A 19007-nucleotide genomic window follows, 5' to 3' on the forward strand; every position below is an offset into this window, starting at 1 on the left:
ATCAGCCTCAGACCCGACCCTGCTGACCTACCGACGAGGACTACATGACTGACACCACGCTGCCGCCGGGGGACGACTCCCTGGACCGGATCGAACCGGTTGACATTCAGCAGGAGATGCAGCGCAGTTACATCGATTACGCGATGAGCGTGATCGTCGGCCGCGCGCTGCCGGAGGTGCGCGACGGCCTCAAGCCGGTGCACCGCCGGGTGCTCTACGCGATGTACGACTCGGGCTTCCGGCCCGACCGCGGCCACGCCAAGTCGGCGCGGTCGGTGGCCGAGACGATGGGCAACTACCACCCGCACGGCGACTCGTCGATCTACGACACCCTGGTCCGGATGGCCCAGCCGTGGTCGCTGCGGTACCCGCTGGTCGACGGCCAGGGCAACTTCGGTTCGCCGGGCAACGACCCGCCGGCCGCCATGCGGTACACCGAGGCGCGCCTGACGCCCCTGGCGATGGAAATGTTGCGCGAAATCGACGAGGAGACAGTCGATTTCATTCCCAACTACGACGGCCGGGTGCAAGAGCCGACCGTGCTGCCCAGCCGGTTCCCCAACCTGCTGGCCAACGGCTCCGGTGGCATCGCGGTCGGCATGGCGACCAACATCCCGCCGCACAACCTGCGCGAATTGGCCGAGGCCGTCTACTGGTGCCTGGACAACCACGAGGCCGACGAAGAGGCGACCCTCAGTGCGGTCTGCGAGCGGGTCAAGGGCCCGGACTTCCCGACCCACGGTCTGATTGTCGGATCCCAAGGGATCCACGACGCCTACACCACCGGCCGCGGGTCGATCCGGATGCGCGGAGTCGTTGAGGTGGAAGAGGATTCGCGCGGCCGCACCTCGCTGGTGATCACCGAGCTGCCGTATCAGGTCAACCACGACAACTTCATCACCTCCATCGCCGAGCAGGTCCGCGACGGCAAGCTGGCCGGCATCTCCAACATCGAGGATCAGTCCAGTGACCGCGTCGGCCTGCGCATCGTCGTCGAAATCAAGCGCGACGCCGTGGCCAAGGTGGTGCTGAACAACCTCTACAAGCACACCCAGTTGCAGACCAGCTTCGGCGCGAACATGTTGTCGATCGTCGACGGAGTGCCACGCACGCTGCGGCTCGACCAGATGATCCGCTACTACGTCGCCCACCAACTCGACGTCATCATCCGGCGCACCACGTACCGGCTGCGCAAAGCCAATGAGCGCGCGCACATCTTGCGCGGTTTGGTCAAAGCCCTCGACGCACTGGACGAAGTCATCGCGCTGATCCGTGCGTCGGAGACCGTCGACATCGCGCGGGCCGGCCTGATCGAGCTGCTCGACATCGACGAGATCCAGGCCCAGGCGATCCTCGACATGCAGCTGCGGCGCCTGGCCGCCCTGGAGCGCCAGCGGATCGTCGACGACTTGGCCAAGATCGAGGCCGAGATCGCCGACCTGGAAGACATCCTGGCCAAGCCGGAGCGCCAGCGCGCCATCGTGCGCGACGAGCTCGCCGAGATCGTCGAGAAGCACGGCGACGACCGTCGCACCCGGATCGTGGCGGCCGACGGCGACGTCAACGACGAGGACCTGATCGCCCGCGAGGACGTCGTCGTCACCATCACCGAGACCGGCTACGCCAAGCGCACGAAGACCGACCTGTACCGCAGCCAGAAGCGCGGTGGCAAGGGTGTGCAGGGTGCCGGGCTCAAGCAGGATGACATCGTCGCGCACTTCTTCGTGTCGTCGACGCACGACTGGATCCTGTTCTTCACCACACAGGGGCGGGTGTATCGCGCCAAGGCCTACGAGCTGCCCGAGGCCTCGCGGACCGCGCGCGGTCAGCACGTCGCCAATCTGCTGGCCTTCCAGCCCGAGGAGCGCATCGCGCAGGTCATCCAGATCCGCAGCTACGAGGATGCGCCGTACCTGGTGCTGGCCACCCGTAACGGGCTGGTCAAGAAGTCCAAGCTGACCGACTTCGACTCCAACCGGTCGGGTGGCATCGTCGCCGTCAACCTGCGCGACGGCGACGAACTGGTCGGGGCCGTGCTGTGCTCGGCCGAGGAAGACCTGCTGCTGGTCTCGGCGCTGGGTCAGTCGATCCGCTTCTCGGCCACCGACGAGGCGCTGCGGCCGATGGGCCGCGCCACCTCCGGCGTGCAGGGCATGCGGTTCAACGAGGAAGACTATCTGCTGTCGCTCAACGTGATTCGCGAGGACACCTATCTGCTGGTGGCCACGTCCGGGGGTTACGCCAAGCGCACCGCGATCGAGGAGTACCCGGTGCAGGGGCGTGGCGGCAAGGGAGTCCTGACGGTCCAGTACGACGTCCGGCGTGGCAGGCTGGTGGGGGCGTTGATCGTCGATGACGACAGCGAGTTGTACGCGATCACTTCGGGCGGCGGTGTCATCCGCACCACGGCGCGCCAGGTCCGCAAGGCCGGACGGCAGACCAAGGGCGTGCGGTTGATGAACCTGGGTGAGGACAACACGCTGCTGGCCATCGCCCGCAACGCCGAGGAAAGCGCGGAGGACGACATCGAGGAAGTCGACGGCGCCGGGGAGTCGGAGAGCTAGTTCGGGTCCGGCAGTCCCCTGCCAAAGGACTGCCGCCGGGCGCGGGCAATTAGACTCAGCCCGACCAGAGACAATGCGCGGGCCACCGACCGGGCGGCCCAGGCAGCGGAGGTAAGGAGTCGGGGTGACCTCACCGAGCGAGCCGGGTGCCCCCAAGAAGGGCGACAGCCAAAACGGGGACGTCTCGGGCGAGCGTGCCGGTGCGCACTCGCGCGGGACGCCCGCCCCGGCGGGTCGTGCCCCAGAGGGCGGGGATTCCCCGCCGTGGCAGCGCGGGGCGGCCCGGGCCGCCAATCCTGGGAATCGTCCGGGCGAACCGGCGACGGAGTCGCGGCCGCAGGGCCCGCCGGCGGGTGTCGACGCCCGCGTCAACCGCTTCATCTCCGGCGGCAACGCCGCGGGGCAAGCGCCGTCGCGGCGGGACGACTTCGAAGCGCCGAACCGTGGTGACGGGCCGGCCCACGAGGCGTACGCCAGCGAATTGCCGGACCTGTCCGGCGGTATTCCTCGCGGATCCCAGCGCAGCACGCCGGAGCGCAGTTCGGAGCCATCGCAACCGGCCGGCTCGGGGCGATCGACGAGTACGGAATCGCGAGAGAATCGGGACAACCTGATTCAGGTGTCGCGGCGCCGCGGGGGCCCGGTCCGGGCCAGCATGCAGATCCGCCGGATCGATCCATGGAGCACGTTGAAGGTGTCCCTGATGCTTTCGGTGGCGCTGTTCTTCGTGTGGATGATCGCCGTCGCGTTCCTCTACCTTGTGCTCGGCGGCATGGGCGTGTGGGCCAAACTCAACAGCAACGTCGGTGACTTGCTGAACAACACCAGCGGCAGCAGCGGCGAGCTGGTCTCGAGCGGGACGATCTTCGGCGGCGCCGTGCTGATCGGCTTGGTCAACATCGTGTTGTTGACGGCGATGGCCACGATCGGCGCGTTCGTCTACAACTTGACGACCGACCTGATCGGGGGCGTCGAAGTGACGTTGGCGGACCGGGATTAGTGCGGGTTTTGGGGTGGGGCGACGATTGCGGTAATCTCGTCGCTCGGCCGTACGCGTGTACGGGCCTATAGCTCAGGCGGTTAGAGCGCTTCGCTGATAACGAAGAGGTCGGAGGTTCGAGTCCTCCTAGGCCCACAACCATGTGCCCGTCAAGACGTTGTGTGAGACTTGCATTGCCGCTGGCACTGATTGCCTTGGTGTCGGCGGTGATGTGGTCGCGCCGCGGGGTCGAGGTCTGGCACGTGGCAGTTGATCCCACACCCATTGGCGAGGGGCCTTAGCTCAGTTGGTAGAGCACTGCCTTTGCAAGGCAGGTGTCAGGGGTTCGATTCCCCTAGGCTCCACAAATTCAAATTGTCTTTGGCCGGCAGTCGTGTTCCGCGCGGGTGCCAGAAATTGAAATAGCGTCTGGCTAGCAGCTGAACGACTGTCGTTGCGCTCTGTTGTGGTCGCGGGGTGGGGCCCGGAATTCTGCACGCGGTAGCGAATTGCCGACTCCCCCATGCACGTTGGCCTCTTCTACCGGTACGTGGCCGGGCCGCATTCATTTGCTACGGCCAGGTAAACACACCCGTCCGGCTAAGTCATTAGAACAGTATTAGCTGTATCGTGCGGCTCATGATGAAATCAGCGCGCGTCGCCGGAACCGCGGCGCTGGGAGCGGCACTAACAGTCAGTGGAATTGGAATTGGCATCGCAATGGCTCCGCCCGCGTCGGCGGGCTGCCAGGGCACCCTGATCCCGGGAGAGTCCTACTGCGATAAGCCGATAGGTCCGAACGGGATCTTCGAGCGGTGTCATCAGGCCCCCAGCTACCCGGTCTTCGGCGGTCGGGGCGTGATCGAGGACGTCACGCCGCCGCCCGAGTGCTACCCGGTTGACCCGGCACAGCCGGTGCCGCTGGGGCAGCCGCCGAACCACATCGACGACTAGGGACCCAGTCACCTAGTGCGATTCTCAGGCATCCCGTCGTTGCCCCGGTCTAGCCACTGGCCGTAGGCGGGATCGCCACGCGGGATGTTGTAACGGCCGTCTTTCGCCGCCGCCTTGCAGTTGGCGTACGGCGGGTCTGCCCGCGCGGCCGGTGGGGTCATCAGAGCGGCACCAAGCGCAGCGGCCAGCACGGCCAGAGTGGCCACCAAGCGATTCCCCATCGGCGCACCACCGTCGTCTTCGGCAGTTGTGAGCTTAGGGCGAGAACTACTGCGGCGAAGCGAAATTCGGCAACTCGAATGGCCCGAATTCCGCAGGCGCACAGGCGATCCGGACAACACCGGGCGACACCGCATCGATGCGGTGCCGCCCGGTGCCGGCAAGGCTCTTGCTAGGCCGCCACGGCCGCATTCGGCCCTGTGGTGCCCGCGACTGTGGAACCGCATCCGGCAACGGCCAGGGCGGCGACAGACAGAACCGCGGCGACAACAAGCTTGGTGCGAAGACGAGACATATTAACGACTCCGTTCATATCGGCCCCCTGCGCGAAACGGTAAATCTGACAACGGCGGTTTGCCAGATAGCCCGTCGCAACGGATGGCGAACGGAGACAGTGGAATTGGTGAATAATCGCCGGTGTGGGCGCGCCCAGGCTACGGGCGCGGCTGCACGTCCACACTCGGCGGCCGCGGCGACGGCTCGGGGTTGTCGCGACGGGTTGAGCGTCGCACGATGCTGAATGCGGCCGCGCCACCGGCCAGCACCACGACCGCGACGCCCGCGATCAGCAACGGCCGCTTGCCCCGCCGGCGTTGGGATTTGCGTGCGTCCTGCAGTGCCTGCGGCAGGTTCGAAACCACCTCCTGCGCGGCGGCCAGCTCCTGGGCGAGGGTTTCCTGCGCCGCGGCGATGTCGCGAGCCAGCTGGCCCTCACGGTAGCGGCGGTGCAGCTCCGATGCCGTCGACTGCACGGAGTGGGCCCCCAAACCGATGGCACCGCGTGCGACGTCCACCGGTCCTATCGCCGAGTAAGCCAGGCCCCGGGACAGTCGCTGCCGAGGGGTCAGCTGGGATTCCGCCTTCGCGTTCATCTGCCGCCTTTCCGTGCCGGGTCGTGGAACCTACAGACTGCCACCATGAAAACACCGGCGCTCCTATTGCCGCGTGCCGGCGGGATTTTCGGTGTCCTGCTGCGTCGAGCGACACCCGGTGCGGGCGGGTCTGCGGGGAGTGGCAGACTCTGGTGTCGTGACCAACAGCCCGTATCAGACTGCCACTGCCACACTGCACACCAACCGCGGCGACATCAAGATCGCCCTGTTTGGAAACCACGCCCCCAAGACCGTCGCCAACTTCGTTGGCCTGGCGCAGGGCACCAAGGAGTACTCGACCCAAAACGCGTCGGGCAGTCCTTCCGGTCCGTTCTACGATGGCGCAGTCTTTCACAGAGTGATCCAGGGCTTCATGATCCAGGGCGGCGATCCGACCGGGACCGGCCGCGGCGGCCCGGGCTACCAGTTCGCTGACGAGTTCCACCCCGAGCTGCAGTTCGACAAGCCCTACCTGCTGGCGATGGCCAACGCAGGCCCGGGCACCAACGGCTCGCAGTTCTTCATCACCGTCGGGCAGACTCCGCACCTGAACCGGCGCCATACCATCTTCGGCGAGGTGACCGAGCCCGAGTCGCAGAAGGTGGTCGATGCGATCGCAACGACGGCGACCGACGGCAACGACCGTCCGACCGAACCGGTCGTCATCGAGTCGATCACGATCTCCTAGACCGCTTCTGGCTATGCCGGCCGGGCACCGTTCCGGCCGGCATAGCCGGCGTCGGTAAGTGCATCGAGCACGTCCAGCGGCTCGGTGCCGAGGTCCCAACGGGAGAACAGCACCAGGCTGTCGTCGGCCGTTTCTACTTCGAGGAACCGCACCTTGCGCCCCATGCGGCGGAACTCGGTGATCCGGATGATCTTGATGTCGGAGTGCTGCAATACCTGCGTTCGGAACCATCCCCGAATCACCAAACCGGCAGGGGTAATTGCCAGCTTCGGGCGCGCGCGCCACGTCGCGCCCGCAAACAACAGCAGACCCACCCCGGCAATCCCCACGATGACGCGGCCCGGCGGGTCTGTGACCACGGTCACACTGGCGATAGCCATGAACAACCCGCCGAGGCCACAACCAGCGACTCCCGCCGCGCTCGGCTGCCATCGTGTTTGCTGCATGTCGTGCTTAACCCCTCCCACCACTGCCGATGCAGTTATCCACATCAGCTATCAACAGTGGGGATAAATCACACGCGTGTGATTGGGTGGTCACAAGGTTGCTGGCTCAGCCCTGGATCGGCCCCGAGATGAATTCATCCGACATTTGATCTTGGTTAGTGCCAGCGCATCGTGAGCAACAAACCGGTGATCATGAAAGCGAACGCGATCGCGTAGTTCCACGGGCCGAGATGCGCCATCCAGTTGAGGGCGGTCGGTGCCTGGCTTCCGACGGCCGCCAACTGGAACACCATCAGCCAAACCAAACCGATCAGCATCAGACCCACGAACAGCGTGACGAACCACACGCTGGACGGTCCGACCTTCACTTTCACCGGCGTCCGGCTGACCGCGCTGACGGTGAAGTCGTTCTTTTTGCGGACCTTGGACTTGGGCATGATTACCTCGGGATCACGGTGAGCGGGACGGGGTGCAACGATAGCGGTTGTAGCTACACGCAGGACTTGGCTATGAGATTAACCCACCTGGCCCCCCGACCAGGAAATTGGAGACTCGATGATGCCGACCGGCCGGTCGCCATGGCGCTTCGGTGTTCCGTTGGTTTGCCTGCTGGCCGGACTGCTACTGGCGGCCACCCATGGGGTGTCCGGGGGTGCCGAGATTCGCCGCAGCGACGCACCCCGGCTGGTCGATCTGGTGCGCGAGACCCAGTCCTCGGTGAATCGCCTCAAGGCCGAACGCGACGAACTGGAAAGCAAGATCGAATCGACGCATCTGCGGTCATCCGATGCCGCTCTGGCGGCCATGCTGCGCCGCTCGGCCGAGCTGGCAGCCGAGGCGGATATGACCCCGGTGCACGGGCCCGGCCTAGTGGTGACGCTCGATGACGCCCAGCGCGACGCCAACGGCCGCTTCCCGCGCGATGCCTCCCCCGACGACCTGGTGGTGCACCAGCAAGACATCCAGGCCGTGCTCAACGCGCTGTGGAGCGCCGGTGCGGAAGCGATCCAGATGCAGGATCAGCGGCTCATCGCGTCGTCGGTGCCGCGCTGCGTGGGCAACACGCTGCTGCTCAACGGCCGCACCTACAGCCCGCCCTACACGGTCACCGCGATCGGCAACGCGGCGGCCATGCAGGCGGCCCTGGCCGCCGCTCCCCTGGTGATCCTCTACAAGCAGTACGTCGTGCGGTTCGGGCTCGGCTACCACGAGGACGTCAAGCCCGACGTGCAGATCGCCGGCCACACCGAACCGGTCCGGACGCATTTCGCGCAGCCGGCCGGTCCGGTCGGCTACTGAGGGCCCACTGACCAGTGGTCGGCAGGGCGGTAACCTGACACGATGCGCATCCTGGTTGTCGACAACTACGACAGCTTCGTGTTCAACCTCGTGCAGTACCTGGGGCAACTCGGAGTCGAGGCTGACGTGTGGCGCAACGACGACGCCAGGCTCTCCGACCCCGCGGGTGGCTATGCCGCCATCGCCGCGCAGTTCGACGGTGTGCTGCTCAGCCCCGGGCCCGGCACCCCGGAACGTGCGGGCGCCTCGATCGACCTGGTGCGCGCGTGTGCCGCGGCGGTCACCCCGCTACTCGGCGTCTGCCTCGGGCACCAGGCCATCGGCGTCGCGTTCGGCGCCACCGTCGACCGCGCGCCCGAACTGCTGCACGGCAAGACCAGCAGTGTTCACCACACCAACGCCGGTGTGCTGCAAGGACTTCCGGATCCTTTTACCGCGACCCGCTACCACTCGCTGACGATCCTGCCCGAATCGCTGCCGCCGGTCCTCGAGGTCACGGCCCACACCCGCAGCGGTGTCATCATGGCGGTGCGCCATACCGAGCTGCCGATTCACGGTGTGCAGTTCCATCCGGAGTCGATCCTCACCGAGGGCGGTCACCGGATGCTGGCGAACTGGCTGGCCGATTGCGGATGGTCGCGCGACGACACCCTGATCCGCCGGCTGGAGAACGAGGTTCGGTCCGCGGTGCGGCCGTTTTTCCCGGCCGAACCGGCGGCTACTGACCGAACTTCAGCGTGATGATGCCGTCCCGGTTGACCCCGGCGCCGGCGGGCGGGTTCTGATACACCACCTTGTGGGACTGGGAGCCGCCGGCGTCGACGTCGGCGCCCTTGTCCAGGACCCCGGTCCAGCCCAGCGCGCGTAGCCGCGGTTCGGCATCCGTCCAGAACATGCCGGTCAGGTCGGGCATCAGGAATTGGTTGCCCTTGGACACCTGCAGCTCGATGATCGAGTCCACCGGAACCGTCTGCCCCTTGGGCGGATTGGTCCCGATCACCTCGCCGGCGGGCCGCGGGCTGTCCACCGGTGTCTGGGTGAGCTTGGTGAAGCCGTAGACCGTGAGGTTCTTCTGCGCGATGTCGACCGTCTGGCCCGCGACGTCGGGCACCTGCTTGGTCTCGGGTCCGGAGCCCACGATCACGGTGATCACGTTGGTGATCGCCGACGTCTGGTTGGCCGGCGGGTTGGTGCCGATCACCTTGCCCAGCAAGTCCGGGGTCGACGGCGAGTTCGCCTGTTTGAACTTGGTGAACCCGGCGGCCTTCAGTTTGCTGACCGCGTCGGAGTAACTCATCGAGGACACGTCGGGAACTTCGCGCTGTTCGGGTCCGGTCGAGACGTTGATCGTGATCTCGTCGCCGGCCGCCACCGACGCGTTGGCGCCGGGGTCGGTGCTGATGACATGGTCGGGCGGGATCGACGAGTCGGGCTTCTGCAGCGTGCGGGTCTTGAAGCCGCGATTCTGCAGGGCCGCAACGGCATCGGCGGACACCTGGCCTCGCATGTCGGGCACCTGCACGTCGCGGGTCGAGCCGCCGAACGTGTTGAACCCGATGACGACGACAATCGTGAGCACCGCCAGCACGGCGACCGCGACGACCCAGCGACCGATCGGACCGCCCATCCGATCCGGGTCGGTCTCGGTGAGCCGTTGGCGAGGCAGCGGGTCGCTGCGCGGACCCCCGTGGCCGGGTCCGGTCGAGGCCATCAGCGAGGTCCGCTCGGCGTCGGTGAATACCTTGGGTGCCTCGGGTGTCTCACCGTTGTGCACCCGGACGAGGTCGGCGCGCATCTCCGCCGCGGTCTGATACCGGTTGTCCGGGTTCTTGGCCAACGCCTTGAGCACGACGGCGTCGAGGTCGGGGGAAATGCCGGCGTGCCGTTTCGACGGCGGCACCGGATCTTCCCGAACATGTTGGTAGGCAACCGCAACCGGTGAGTCACCGGTGAAAGGTGGCTCCCCCGTGAGGATTTCGTAAAGCACGCAACCCAGCGAGTAAACATCGGAACGGGCGTCGACGGAATCGCCACGCGCCTGCTCGGGCGAGAGGTACTGCGCGGTACCGATTACGGCCGCGGTCTGAGTGACGCTGTTGCCGCTGTCGGCGATGGCCCGCGCGATGCCGAAGTCCATCACCTTGACCGCGTTGGTCGTGCTGATCATGATGTTCGCCGGCTTGACGTCGCGGTGGATGATGCCGTTCTGGTGGCTGAAGTTCAGGGCCTGGCACGCGTCGGCGATGATCTCGATCGCGCGCCGTGGCGGCAGGGGCCCGTCATTGTGCACGATGTCGCGCAGCGTGACGCCGTCGACGTATTCCATGACGATGTAGGGCAGCGGGCCCGCGGGCGTCTCAGCCTCGCCGGTGTCGTAGACGGCGACGATCGCCGGGTGGTTGAGTGCCGCGGCGTTTTGCGCCTCGCGACGGAAGCGCAAGTAGAAGCTCGGATCGCGGGCCAGATCGGCACGCAGCACCTTCACCGCGACGTCGCGGTGCAGGCGGACGTCGCGGGCTAGGTGAACCTCCGACATACCGCCGAAACCGAGGATGTCGCCCAGTTCGTAACGGTCGGACAGGTGTTGCGGGGTGGTCATTGCGTTGTCTCGTGTCGGGCCGTCGACCGGCTGGGCGTTGAGGGGGTAGCCCAGCTCAGTTCGGGTGGCCTGCTGTGGAATCCAGAATTACTTATCGCGCCGCGATCCGTCCAATCCAGCCGCAAACTCGGGCCGGAACCGCTGGGGGTCTTGCTCGCCGGCGGCGTACCGGTGTCGGTGACCGTCGGGGGCGGAGGCTGTTGCTGGGTGTCGCCACGGGAATTGATGACGATCAGCACCGCGATGATGATGGCGAGCGCGCCCAGCACCCCGGCGGCCCACAGCAGCGCGCGCTGACCCGACGAAAAGGTGCGACGGGCCGGCGGTGGACGACGACTGCTCGTGGCCGGCCTCGACCGGGTGGGCGCACCGCCTCGCGCACTGGGTGCGGCAGTCGTCCGGGTCTGCGGGCTGGACGGTATGGCCGCCGGCGAGGCCCGTCCGGGCGGCGGTGACTGGCTCGGCCGTGGCGGACGGCGCCCGGCGCGGACCGCGGCCACGGCGTCGGCGAAGGGACCGCCGCTGCGATAGCGCATGCCGGGGTTCTTCACCAGCGTGATCTCGATGAGTTCGCGCACGTTCGGCGGAAGCTCGGGCGGCAGCGGCGGCGGAGGCTCCTTGATGTGCTTCATCGCGACCGTCAGGGCGCCGTCACCGGTGAACGGCCTCTTCCCCGAAACCACTTCGTAGCCAACAACTCCCAGGGAATACACGTCACTCGAGGGGGTGGCGTCATGGCCCAGTGCCTGTTCGGGCGCGATGTATTGAGCAGTGCCCATCACCATGCCGGTCTGGGTGACCGGCGCGGCGTCGACGGCCTTGGCGATACCGAAGTCGGTGATCTTCACCTGGCCGGTCGGAGTGATCAGGATGTTGCCGGGTTTGACGTCGCGGTGTACCAGCCCGGCGGCGTGCGCGATCTGCAGCGCACGGCCCGTCTGCTCGAGCATGTCCAGTGCGTGCCGCAGCGACAGCCGGCCGGTGCGCTTGAGCACCGAGTTCAGCGGCTCCCCGTTGACCAGCTCCATCACCAGATAGGCGGTGCGGCCCTCGCCGTCCATCTGGCTTTCCCCGTAGTCGTGCACGGCGGCGATACCCGGGTGATTGAGCATCGCGGTGGTGCGCGCCTCGGCGCGGAACCGCTCGATGAACTCGGGGTCCTGAGAGAACTCCGCCTTGAGGACCTTGACCGCCACGCGCCGGCCCAGCCGGCTGTCGACCGCCTCCCAGACCTGGCCCATGCCGCCGGTCGCGATGAGGCGCTGCAGCCGGTACCTGCCCGACAGCGTCACTCCAACTCGGGGGCTCATGTCTTGCCTCCCGCACGCTCCGGTCCTCGCGCGTTCCGTGCTGCGATCCGCACGTGTGCTCGCCTGCGGAAGGTCATGGCCCCCCCTGCAATGCGGCCTGGATGACAGCCCGTCCGATCGGCGCCGCGAGCGCACCGCCGGTCGCCGAGAGGCGGTCTGCACCGTTTTCCACCAGCACGGCCACGGCAACCTTCGGTGCCTGCGCGGGCGCGAACGCGATGTACCACGCGTGCGGCGGAGTGTTGCGCGGGTCAGCGCCATGCTCTGCGGTACCGGTCTTGGATGCGATCTGCACGCCGGGAATGGCCCCTTTCTGCTGTGCAGCCTTCTCGGCACCGACCATGAGCTCTGTCAGCTTAGCGGCGATCTGCGGCGACACCGCGCGACGCTGCTGATAGGGCGCAGTCGTGCTGATGTTGGCCAAGTCCGGTCCCTTGAGGCTCTCGACCAGGTAAGGCTGCATCGTCACGCCGTCGTTCGCGATGGTCGCGGCGATCTCCGCGTTCTGCAGCGGAGTCAGTGCCACGTCCTTCTGCCCGATGCTAGACATTCCGAGAGCGGCGGCATCCGCGATTATCCCAACCGTCGATTCCGCCACCTGAAGCGGAATGACGCTCGGGCTGCTGTCCAGGCCGAACGAATGCGCCATGCTGCGCAGCGCCTCGGACCCGGTCAGGATGCCCAGCTGGACAAATGCGGTGTTGCACGACTTGGCGAACGCCTCGCTCAACGACACGGTCGGTTGGTCGCCACACGGCGTGCCACCGTAGTTCTCCAGCGTCGCGGTGCTGTTGGGCAGCGGGATCGTCGGCGCCGCCGTCAGCTGCTCGTCATCCTTGGCACCGGCCTGCAGTGCCGCCGCGGTGGTGATCACCTTGAAGGTCGACCCGGGTGGGTAGGTCTCCGCGATCGCCCGGTTGGTGAGCGGGTTGTCCGGATCGTCGCGCAGCCGCTGCCATGCCTGTGCCTGCACCTCGGCGTCGTGCGACGCCAGCAGGTTGGGGTCATACGACGGCGAGGACACCATGGCCAGGATCTTGCCGGTGGACGGCTCCAGGGCCACCACCGCTCCCTTGCACGGCGGGCCGCCGCAACCCTGCTGCATCCCGTCCCAGGCCGCCTGCTGCATCCGCGGGTTGATCGTGGTGTCGACATTGCCGCCGCGGGGATCGCGGCCGGTGAAGAAGTCGGCCAGGCGGCGCCCGAACAGCCGCTCGTCGGAACCGTTGAGCAGCGAGTCCTCGGCCCGCTCCAGGCCGGAGCTGGAATAGCGCAGCGAATAGAAGCCGGTGATCGGCGCGTATACCGCGGGGTTGGGGTAGACCCGCAGGAAACGGTACCGGCTGTCGGTGGCCACCGAGTAGGCCAGCAGCTGGCCGCCCGCGATGATCTGGCCGCGCTGACGCGAGTACTCGTCGAGCAGGACCCGCTGATTGCGTGGGTCGGCCCGCAACCCGTCAGCGGCGAACACCTGCGTCATGGTCGCGTTGAGAAGAAGGAGCACGATCAACGCCATCACGGTCATCGAGATCCGGCGGAGAGAGGTGTTCATACCTTCTGGATCACCTCGGTGCCGGCCGCCGCGATCGGCGACGTGTCGCGCGTGCGGGATCGCAACGGGTGTCGGGCGCTGTGTGAAATCCGCGCCAGGATGGCCAACAGCACGTAGTTGGCCAGCAGCGAGGATCCGCCGTACGACATCCACGGCGTCGTCAGCCCGGTCAGCGGAATGAGCTGTGTGACGCCGCCGACGACGATGAACAGTTGGATCGCCAGCGTCGATGCCAGACCCGCGGCCAACAGCTTGCCGAAGCTGTCGCGGGTCGCGATCGCCGTGCGCATGCCCCGAACGATCACGATGGTGTACAGCATCAAGATGCTGGCCAGCCCGACCAGTCCGAGCTCTTCACCGAAGGCGGCGATGATGAAATCGGTGGATGCGGCCGGCACCGTGTCGGGCTGCCCGTTGCCCAGACCGGTGCCGAAGATGCCCCCGGTAGCAAAGCTGAAAAGTGACTGCACGATCTGGTAGCCGCTGCCGTCGGGGTCAGAGAACGGGTCCCACCACATCTGCACGCGTGTCCGTACGTGCGCGAAAATGAAATACGCCACAACGCTTCCCGCGGCGAACAGCACCAAGCCGATGATCACCCAGCTGAAGCGCTGGGTGGCCAAGTAGACCACCACCAGAAACGACGCGTACAGCAGTAGCGAAGTGCCGAGGTCTTTCTCGAAGACCATCACACCAATCGAGGTCACCCACGCCGCCAATAGCGGCGCGAGGTCCCGCGGGCGCGGCAGGGTCATTCCCATCAGGTGCTTGCCGACGCTGGTGAACAGGCCGCGCTTGGCGACCAGCACCGCGGAGAAGAAGATCAGCAGCAGAATCTTGGAGAACTCGGCAGGCTGAATCGAGAAGCCGGGCAAGCGAATCCAGATCTTGGCGCCGTTCTGCTCGGACAGCGAGGCGGGCAGCAGGGCGGGGATCGCCAAGAAGACCAGACCCGTGAGCCCAAAGATGTAACCGTAGCGCGCGAGCTGCCGGTGGTCTTTGAGGAACGTGACGACAAGCGCGAACGCGGCAACGCTGACCAGTGTCCACAGCATCTGCTGGGTTGCGCTCGGGTGATGACGACCGCTGAGCTCGTTGCCGACCAGGTCGAGCCGGTGGATCATCACCAAGCCAAGTCCGTTGAGCAGCGCCACAATTGGTAGCAGCAGCGGGTCGGTGTAGGGGGCGAAGCGCCTAATGGCCAGGTGCGCGCCGCCGAACAAAGCCAGGAAGGCCAGCCCGTAGCTGACCACACCCCAGCGCAGGCCGCGCTCCTGGTTGGCGTCGACGATCAGCAGCGCGGCGACGGTGATCACCGCGGCGAAGCACAACAGCAGGAACTCAGAGTTGCGCCGAGTCCGCAACGGCGGCGTCACCGTGACCGGCGGTTGGACCTGTGTGGTCATGCAGCCGCCCGGCAGTCGATGCCCGGCTGAGGTGGGGGTGGCGGGAGCGTAGTCACCGCCGGGGAAGTGGTCGTGGGCGACGGGGTCGCGGGCGGTGCCGGAGGGGTACTGGCGGGGGTGGTGATCGGAGCTGTGCTGCTGGTTGGGGGACCGCTGGAAGGGGTGGTGGGCACGGGGGCGCTCGGCGGTGTCGTCCCGCTGGTCGCCGGGCTCGGCGACCCGGGTGGTGACGTCGCGCGCGGCGGCGGGCAGGGCGGCAGGAGGTTGTTGGCCGACAATTCCTTCAGCTGCGATTCGGCCTCATCGAGCGTCCCGGCCGGCAGCCCGGCCAACACTTGCGCGCGTGCGGCGGGGCGCAGATCCTGCAACTGCATGAGCCGGCAGTCGGGATGGCCACCGGATTGACTGAAACTGATGATCGACAGGTCGTTGCGTGCGTTCAGACAGCCCACCAAATACGGTTCGTGCAGGGACATGCCCAGCAGCGAGCCTTGAATCCCCTTCATGATCGAGACCGCGCCGTCGTTTTCGGCGACGTAGTAGTTGCTCCGGATGATGGCCCGCCCGATGGCCAGGCCGGTGAGTGCCAGCAGAACCACCAGCGTCACGACGATCACCATCCGACGCCACGCAAAGCGCGGCCGGGGCGCCGGCTCCTCTTGCGGCACAACGCGTTTGGCAGCCTCTTTGCGGGGACCGATCGCGGAAGCCCGGCCCGCCGAGGTGTTGGGCAGCGTCAGCTGGTCTTCCTCACCGGATACCGCACCGGCAAGAATCGGCTGGGTCTGGCCGTAGTCGTAGTCGACGACATCCGCGACCACCACCGTCACGTTGTCCGGACCGCCGCCACGAAGCGCCAATTCGATGAGGCGGTAAGCACTTTCGGCGACGTCGGGAATCTGCAGCGCCTCGTGGATGGTCTCGTCGCTGACCGGATCGGACAGCCCGTCGGAACATAGCAGGTAGCGGTCACCGGCGCGGGCCTCGCGCATCGTCAAGGTGGGCTCGACCTCGTGGCCGGTCAGCGCGCGCATGATCAGCGATCGCTGCGGGTGGCTGTGCGCCTCTTCCTTGGTGATCCGCCCTTCGTCGACCAAGGTCTGGACGAAGGTGTCGTCCTTGGTGATCTGGGTCAGTTCGCCGTCGCGGAGCATGTAGCCGCGCGAGTCTCCGATGTGCACCAGCCCAAGCCGGTTGCCCGCGAACAGGATTGCGGTCAGCGTGGTGCCCATCCCTTCGAGGTCGGGCTCCATCTCTACCTGTGCGGCGATGGCTGAATTGCCGGCGCGCACCGCCGCATCGAGCTTGGCGAGCAGGTCGCCACCCGGCTCGTCATCGTCCAGGTGAGCCAACGCGGCGATCACCAACTGGGACGCGACCTCGCCGGCCGCGTGGCCGCCCATGCCGTCGGCCAGGGCCAGAAGACGAGCACCGGCATAGACCGAGTCTTCGTTATTGGCGCGTACCAGGCCGCGGTCGCTGCGCGCGGCATATCGCAGGACCAAAGTCACGGGCGCAGCTCGATTGCCGTCTTGCCGATCCGAATCGGCGTTCCGATAGGAACTCGTACCGCAGTGGTCACCTTCGCCCTGTCAAGGTAAGTGCCGTTGGTCGATCCTAGATCCTCGACGTACCATTCGGAGCCGCGCTGAGACAGCCGGGCGTGCCGCGTCGAGGCATAGTCGTCGGTCAGCACCAGCGTCGAGTCGTCCGCGCGTCCGATCAACACCGGCTGCCCGCTGAGCGTGATGCGTGCACCTGCCAACGCTCCTTCGGTCACCACCAGATAGCGGGCGGCATGGCGGCGCTGGCGGGACGGCAGCAACGTGCCGCGCAAGACCAAACCGCGGCGAACCATGACCGCACCGGTTGGTGCGTAGATGTCAGTCTTCAAGATCCGGAGAACGGACCAGATGAATACCCATAACAGCATTAAAAATCCGGCGCGCGTCAGCTGCAGTACCAGTCCCTGCATCTGGCGTCCTTTCCGTCCTGGCGCCGCACCTCATGAAACCAAGCAACGTCACGATACTTGGAGGGCGGTCGACGCGGGGCGAAGCACGGCAGCTTATGCGCGGTGCGTTCAGTGGATCCGAACGATGATCTCCGAGTGGCCCAGGCGGATCACGTCGCCATCGGCCAACTGCCACTCCTGTACCGGCGCGTTGTTCACAGTCGTGCCGTTGGTGGAGTTGAGGTCGGACAGCAGCGCGACCTGTCCGTCCCAGCGGATTTCCAAGTGGCGCCGTGACACACCGGTGTCTGGCAACCGGAACTGGGCGTCTTGTCCGCGACCGACGATGTTCGAGCCGTCGCGCAGCTGGTAGGTGCGGCCGCTGCCGTCGTCGAGCTGCAGCGTGACCGCCGCCCCGGCCGACCCATAACCGCCCTGGCCGTACCCGCCGTAACCGCCGCCGGCCTGCTGGCCATAGTCGGCCGGCTGAGCGTAGTCGGCCTGCTGGCCGTACTCGCCCTGCTGCCCGTACTCGTAGTCGCGGTGGGCGGTTTCGGGATATCCGGCCCCGGCCTGCTGGCCATAGCCACCGGCCGGAACGTTCTCCGCGTACTGCGTAAAGTCCCCGCCGCCGTACTCCTGCTGGCCCCCGTAACCCTGGCCACCCTGCTGGTAGCCCTGGTCGTATCCGCCACCCTGCTCCGGGTAGGACGGTCGCTGCTGTTCGGGTGCGCTTGGGGCGCCTGGGGGGGCATAGCCGCCTTCTTCGGGACGAGCCGGACCACGACCGTAGTCGCTGTAAGCCCCGCCGTAGCCCTGCTGGCCACCGGCGGGCTGTCCGTAGCCGCCGCCCTGGCGGTAGCCCTGGTCGTAACCCTGCCCGCCTTGGTCGTAACCCTGCCCGCCCTGGTCGTAACCCTGCCCGCCCTGGTCGTAACCCGGGCCGCCATAGCCGCCACCGGCAGGCGGACGCTGCTCGTACGACGGCGGGTAGCCGGCCTGACCCTGGTCGTAGCCGCGACCCTGTTCCGGGTAGCCGCCCTGGCCGGGATAGCCGCCCTGCTGCGGATAACCGCCTTGTTCGGGATAGCCGCCGCGCTGGTCGGGGTAGCCGCCCTGCTCGGGGTACCCGCCGCGCTGCTCTTGGTAGCCGCCCTGTTCGGGGGGGCGAGGCGCCTGGTAACCGCCCTGGGCCGGGTAGCCGCCCGGCTCCTGCGGATATCCGCCGCGAGGGTCGTGCCCGCCCTGGGGTTCCTGCCCGCCGCGCTGGTCGTCTTGCGGACGCCCGTAACGCTCGTCGTAGTACTCGTCGCCGGGACGCCCCTGCCCCTGACCGCGGTAGCTCGAGTTGTCAGTCATTGGTGGTACTCCTGGTTCTGCGCTGAACGCCTGACTTGATTGTGGCCGGGCGGGGTCATTGAACTTCGGGCGGGGCTCGACATCGGGGTTGACAGAACCGCGGGCGCGAAACTGTCCGGTGTGTAGGTTCGGCAATTGCTCGAACCGAACGACGACATCACCATACGTTTCCCACCCCTGTTCATGGATATAGTCGGCCAGGTATCGACCGAATGCGCTCGACGTGAGATCCGGATCGGCGCCCACCTTCTCGAAGTCGTGCACACCGAGGGTAATGACGTATTCGTTAGGCGCCAAAAGGTGATTCCCGCGAAGCGGCTGAAGACCGTCCTCGGCCTCACGGCGCAATAGCGCCTCAACCTCTTGGGGGACGATCGAACCCCCGAACATGCGGGCAAATGCGTCGCCGACAGTCGACTCCAGCTTGCGCTCGATCCGGGCAGCGAGCCCCCGTTGGCTACCCATGCTTCAGCGCTCGCCCGCACTTGTCGCGGTATATCGCCGGCGCAAGGCAAACCACTTGCCCGCGTGTCGCATCACCCATGCATGTTATCGGGACACGGCGAGGCTGCATCACCGTGAGAATTCTGAGAATCACATCCATGCAGGTCAAACCGATACCTCGGCACCACCGCCGGTGCCGACCGGGCTGGGCCGGTCACCGGAGCGGTTAGTGCGAACGGCTACTACAGTGATATGGTCCATCGGTTGTTTTCCCCGGGCGAGTGGCGGAATGGCAGACGCGCTGGCTTCAGGTGCCAGTGTCCTTCGGGACGTGGGGGTTCAAGTCCCCCTTCGCCCACCAG

At 66.7% G+C, this 19007-nt stretch carries 17 protein-coding genes and 3 tRNA genes; 9 read left to right on the forward strand and 11 right to left on the reverse strand.

Features of this window, described 5'->3' with window-relative positions; all coding sequences use genetic code 11:
* Positions 1–44 precede the first annotated feature (44 nt).
* From gyrA to AC5Y5O_RS30370, 5 genes are all read left to right on the forward strand, one after another.
* Positions 45–2564: a DNA gyrase subunit A gene (gene gyrA, locus AC5Y5O_RS30350; RefSeq protein WP_096290706.1), complete on the forward strand. Its 2520-nt coding sequence runs from the start codon at positions 45–47 to the stop codon at positions 2562–2564.
* A gap of 124 nt (positions 2565–2688) precedes the next feature.
* Positions 2689–3564 carry a DUF3566 domain-containing protein gene (locus AC5Y5O_RS30355; RefSeq protein WP_096290707.1) on the forward strand — a complete coding sequence of 292 codons (876 nt, stop codon included), beginning with the start codon at positions 2689–2691 and terminating at the stop codon, positions 3562–3564.
* A gap of 61 nt (positions 3565–3625) precedes the next feature.
* Positions 3626–3699: transfer RNA gene (locus AC5Y5O_RS30360), tRNA-Ile, on the forward strand.
* 136 nt (positions 3700–3835) lie between these two features.
* Positions 3836–3908, forward strand: a tRNA-Ala gene (locus AC5Y5O_RS30365).
* Positions 3909–4182: 274 nt separating this feature from the next.
* Positions 4183–4497: a CDGP domain-containing protein gene (locus AC5Y5O_RS30370; protein WP_133160895.1), complete on the forward strand. Its 315-nt coding sequence runs from the start codon at positions 4183–4185 to the stop codon at positions 4495–4497.
* An 8-nt stretch (positions 4498–4505) separates the two neighbouring features.
* Here the strand turns inward: AC5Y5O_RS30370 and AC5Y5O_RS30375 are convergent, their stop codons facing one another.
* Positions 4506–4718 (reverse strand): excalibur calcium-binding domain-containing protein, encoded by a 213-nt coding sequence (locus tag AC5Y5O_RS30375; RefSeq protein ID WP_500028638.1) that lies wholly within the window; start codon positions 4716–4718, stop codon positions 4506–4508.
* 432 nt (positions 4719–5150) lie between these two features.
* Positions 5151–5588, reverse strand: a complete 438-nt coding sequence (gene cwsA, locus AC5Y5O_RS30380) for a cell wall synthesis protein CwsA (protein WP_096290710.1) — start codon at positions 5586–5588, stop codon at positions 5151–5153.
* 139 nt (positions 5589–5727) lie between these two features.
* Between cwsA and AC5Y5O_RS30385 the strand changes: the two genes are divergently transcribed.
* Positions 5728–6276, forward strand: coding sequence for a peptidylprolyl isomerase (locus AC5Y5O_RS30385; RefSeq protein ID WP_096290711.1), 549 nt, complete (start codon positions 5728–5730; stop codon positions 6274–6276).
* A gap of 11 nt (positions 6277–6287) precedes the next feature.
* Here AC5Y5O_RS30385 and AC5Y5O_RS30390 read toward each other — a convergent pair whose 3' ends face one another.
* Entirely contained in the window at positions 6288–6722 is a 435-nt protein-coding gene (locus AC5Y5O_RS30390; protein ID WP_096290712.1) for a PH domain-containing protein, read from the reverse strand.
* Positions 6723–6877: 155 nt separating this feature from the next.
* On the reverse strand, positions 6878–7159 hold the full coding sequence (gene crgA, locus AC5Y5O_RS30395; RefSeq protein WP_096290713.1) for a cell division protein CrgA: 282 nt from the start codon (positions 7157–7159) through the stop codon (positions 6878–6880).
* A gap of 118 nt (positions 7160–7277) precedes the next feature.
* Here crgA and AC5Y5O_RS30400 point away from each other — a divergent pair, with 118 nt between their 5' ends.
* Together AC5Y5O_RS30400 and AC5Y5O_RS30405 are read left to right on the forward strand one after the other, a co-directional pair.
* Positions 7278–8021 carry a DUF881 domain-containing protein gene (locus tag AC5Y5O_RS30400; RefSeq protein ID WP_096290714.1) on the forward strand — a complete coding sequence of 248 codons (744 nt, stop codon included), beginning with the start codon at positions 7278–7280 and terminating at the stop codon, positions 8019–8021.
* Positions 8022–8063: 42 nt separating this feature from the next.
* Positions 8064–8762 (forward strand): aminodeoxychorismate/anthranilate synthase component II, encoded by a 699-nt coding sequence (locus tag AC5Y5O_RS30405; RefSeq protein ID WP_500028649.1) that lies wholly within the window; start codon positions 8064–8066, stop codon positions 8760–8762.
* Here the strand turns inward: AC5Y5O_RS30405 and pknB are convergent.
* The 7 genes from pknB to AC5Y5O_RS30440 form a co-directional block, all read right to left on the reverse strand.
* Positions 8740–10620, reverse strand: coding sequence for a Stk1 family PASTA domain-containing Ser/Thr kinase (pknB, locus tag AC5Y5O_RS30410; RefSeq protein ID WP_096290716.1), 1881 nt, complete (start codon positions 10618–10620; stop codon positions 8740–8742). The two genes, AC5Y5O_RS30405 and pknB, sit on opposite strands and share 23 nt — an antisense overlap.
* The gene (locus AC5Y5O_RS30415) at positions 10617–11930 is read right to left on the reverse strand and encodes a serine/threonine-protein kinase (protein ID WP_096290717.1); all 1314 of its coding nucleotides are present in this window, start codon (positions 11928–11930) and stop codon (positions 10617–10619) included. The genes pknB and AC5Y5O_RS30415 overlap by 4 nt, the downstream gene beginning before the upstream one ends.
* A 73-nt stretch (positions 11931–12003) precedes the next feature.
* Positions 12004–13482: a D,D-transpeptidase PbpA gene (gene pbpA, locus AC5Y5O_RS30420; RefSeq protein WP_096290718.1), complete on the reverse strand. Its 1479-nt coding sequence runs from the start codon at positions 13480–13482 to the stop codon at positions 12004–12006.
* The gene (locus AC5Y5O_RS30425) at positions 13479–14888 is read right to left on the reverse strand and encodes an FtsW/RodA/SpoVE family cell cycle protein (RefSeq protein ID WP_096290719.1); all 1410 of its coding nucleotides are present in this window, start codon (positions 14886–14888) and stop codon (positions 13479–13481) included. The genes pbpA and AC5Y5O_RS30425 overlap by 4 nt, the downstream gene beginning before the upstream one ends.
* Positions 14885–16399 (reverse strand): PP2C family protein-serine/threonine phosphatase, encoded by a 1515-nt coding sequence (locus AC5Y5O_RS30430; protein ID WP_500028655.1) that lies wholly within the window; start codon positions 16397–16399, stop codon positions 14885–14887. The genes AC5Y5O_RS30425 and AC5Y5O_RS30430 overlap by 4 nt, the downstream gene beginning before the upstream one ends.
* On the reverse strand, positions 16396–16863 hold the full coding sequence (locus AC5Y5O_RS30435) for an FHA domain-containing protein FhaB/FipA (RefSeq protein WP_025738168.1): 468 nt from the start codon (positions 16861–16863) through the stop codon (positions 16396–16398). Before AC5Y5O_RS30435 ends, AC5Y5O_RS30430 begins: the two co-directional genes overlap by 4 nt.
* A 108-nt stretch (positions 16864–16971) precedes the next feature.
* Positions 16972–18666, reverse strand: coding sequence for an FHA domain-containing protein (locus tag AC5Y5O_RS30440; protein ID WP_500028656.1), 1695 nt, complete (start codon positions 18664–18666; stop codon positions 16972–16974).
* A 254-nt stretch (positions 18667–18920) separates the two neighbouring features.
* Here AC5Y5O_RS30440 and AC5Y5O_RS30445 point away from each other — a divergent pair.
* A tRNA-Leu gene (locus AC5Y5O_RS30445) sits at positions 18921–19006 on the forward strand.
* Position 19007: the final 1 nt, after the last annotated feature.

Source organism: Mycobacterium sp. NGS40, from assembly GCF_059812735.1.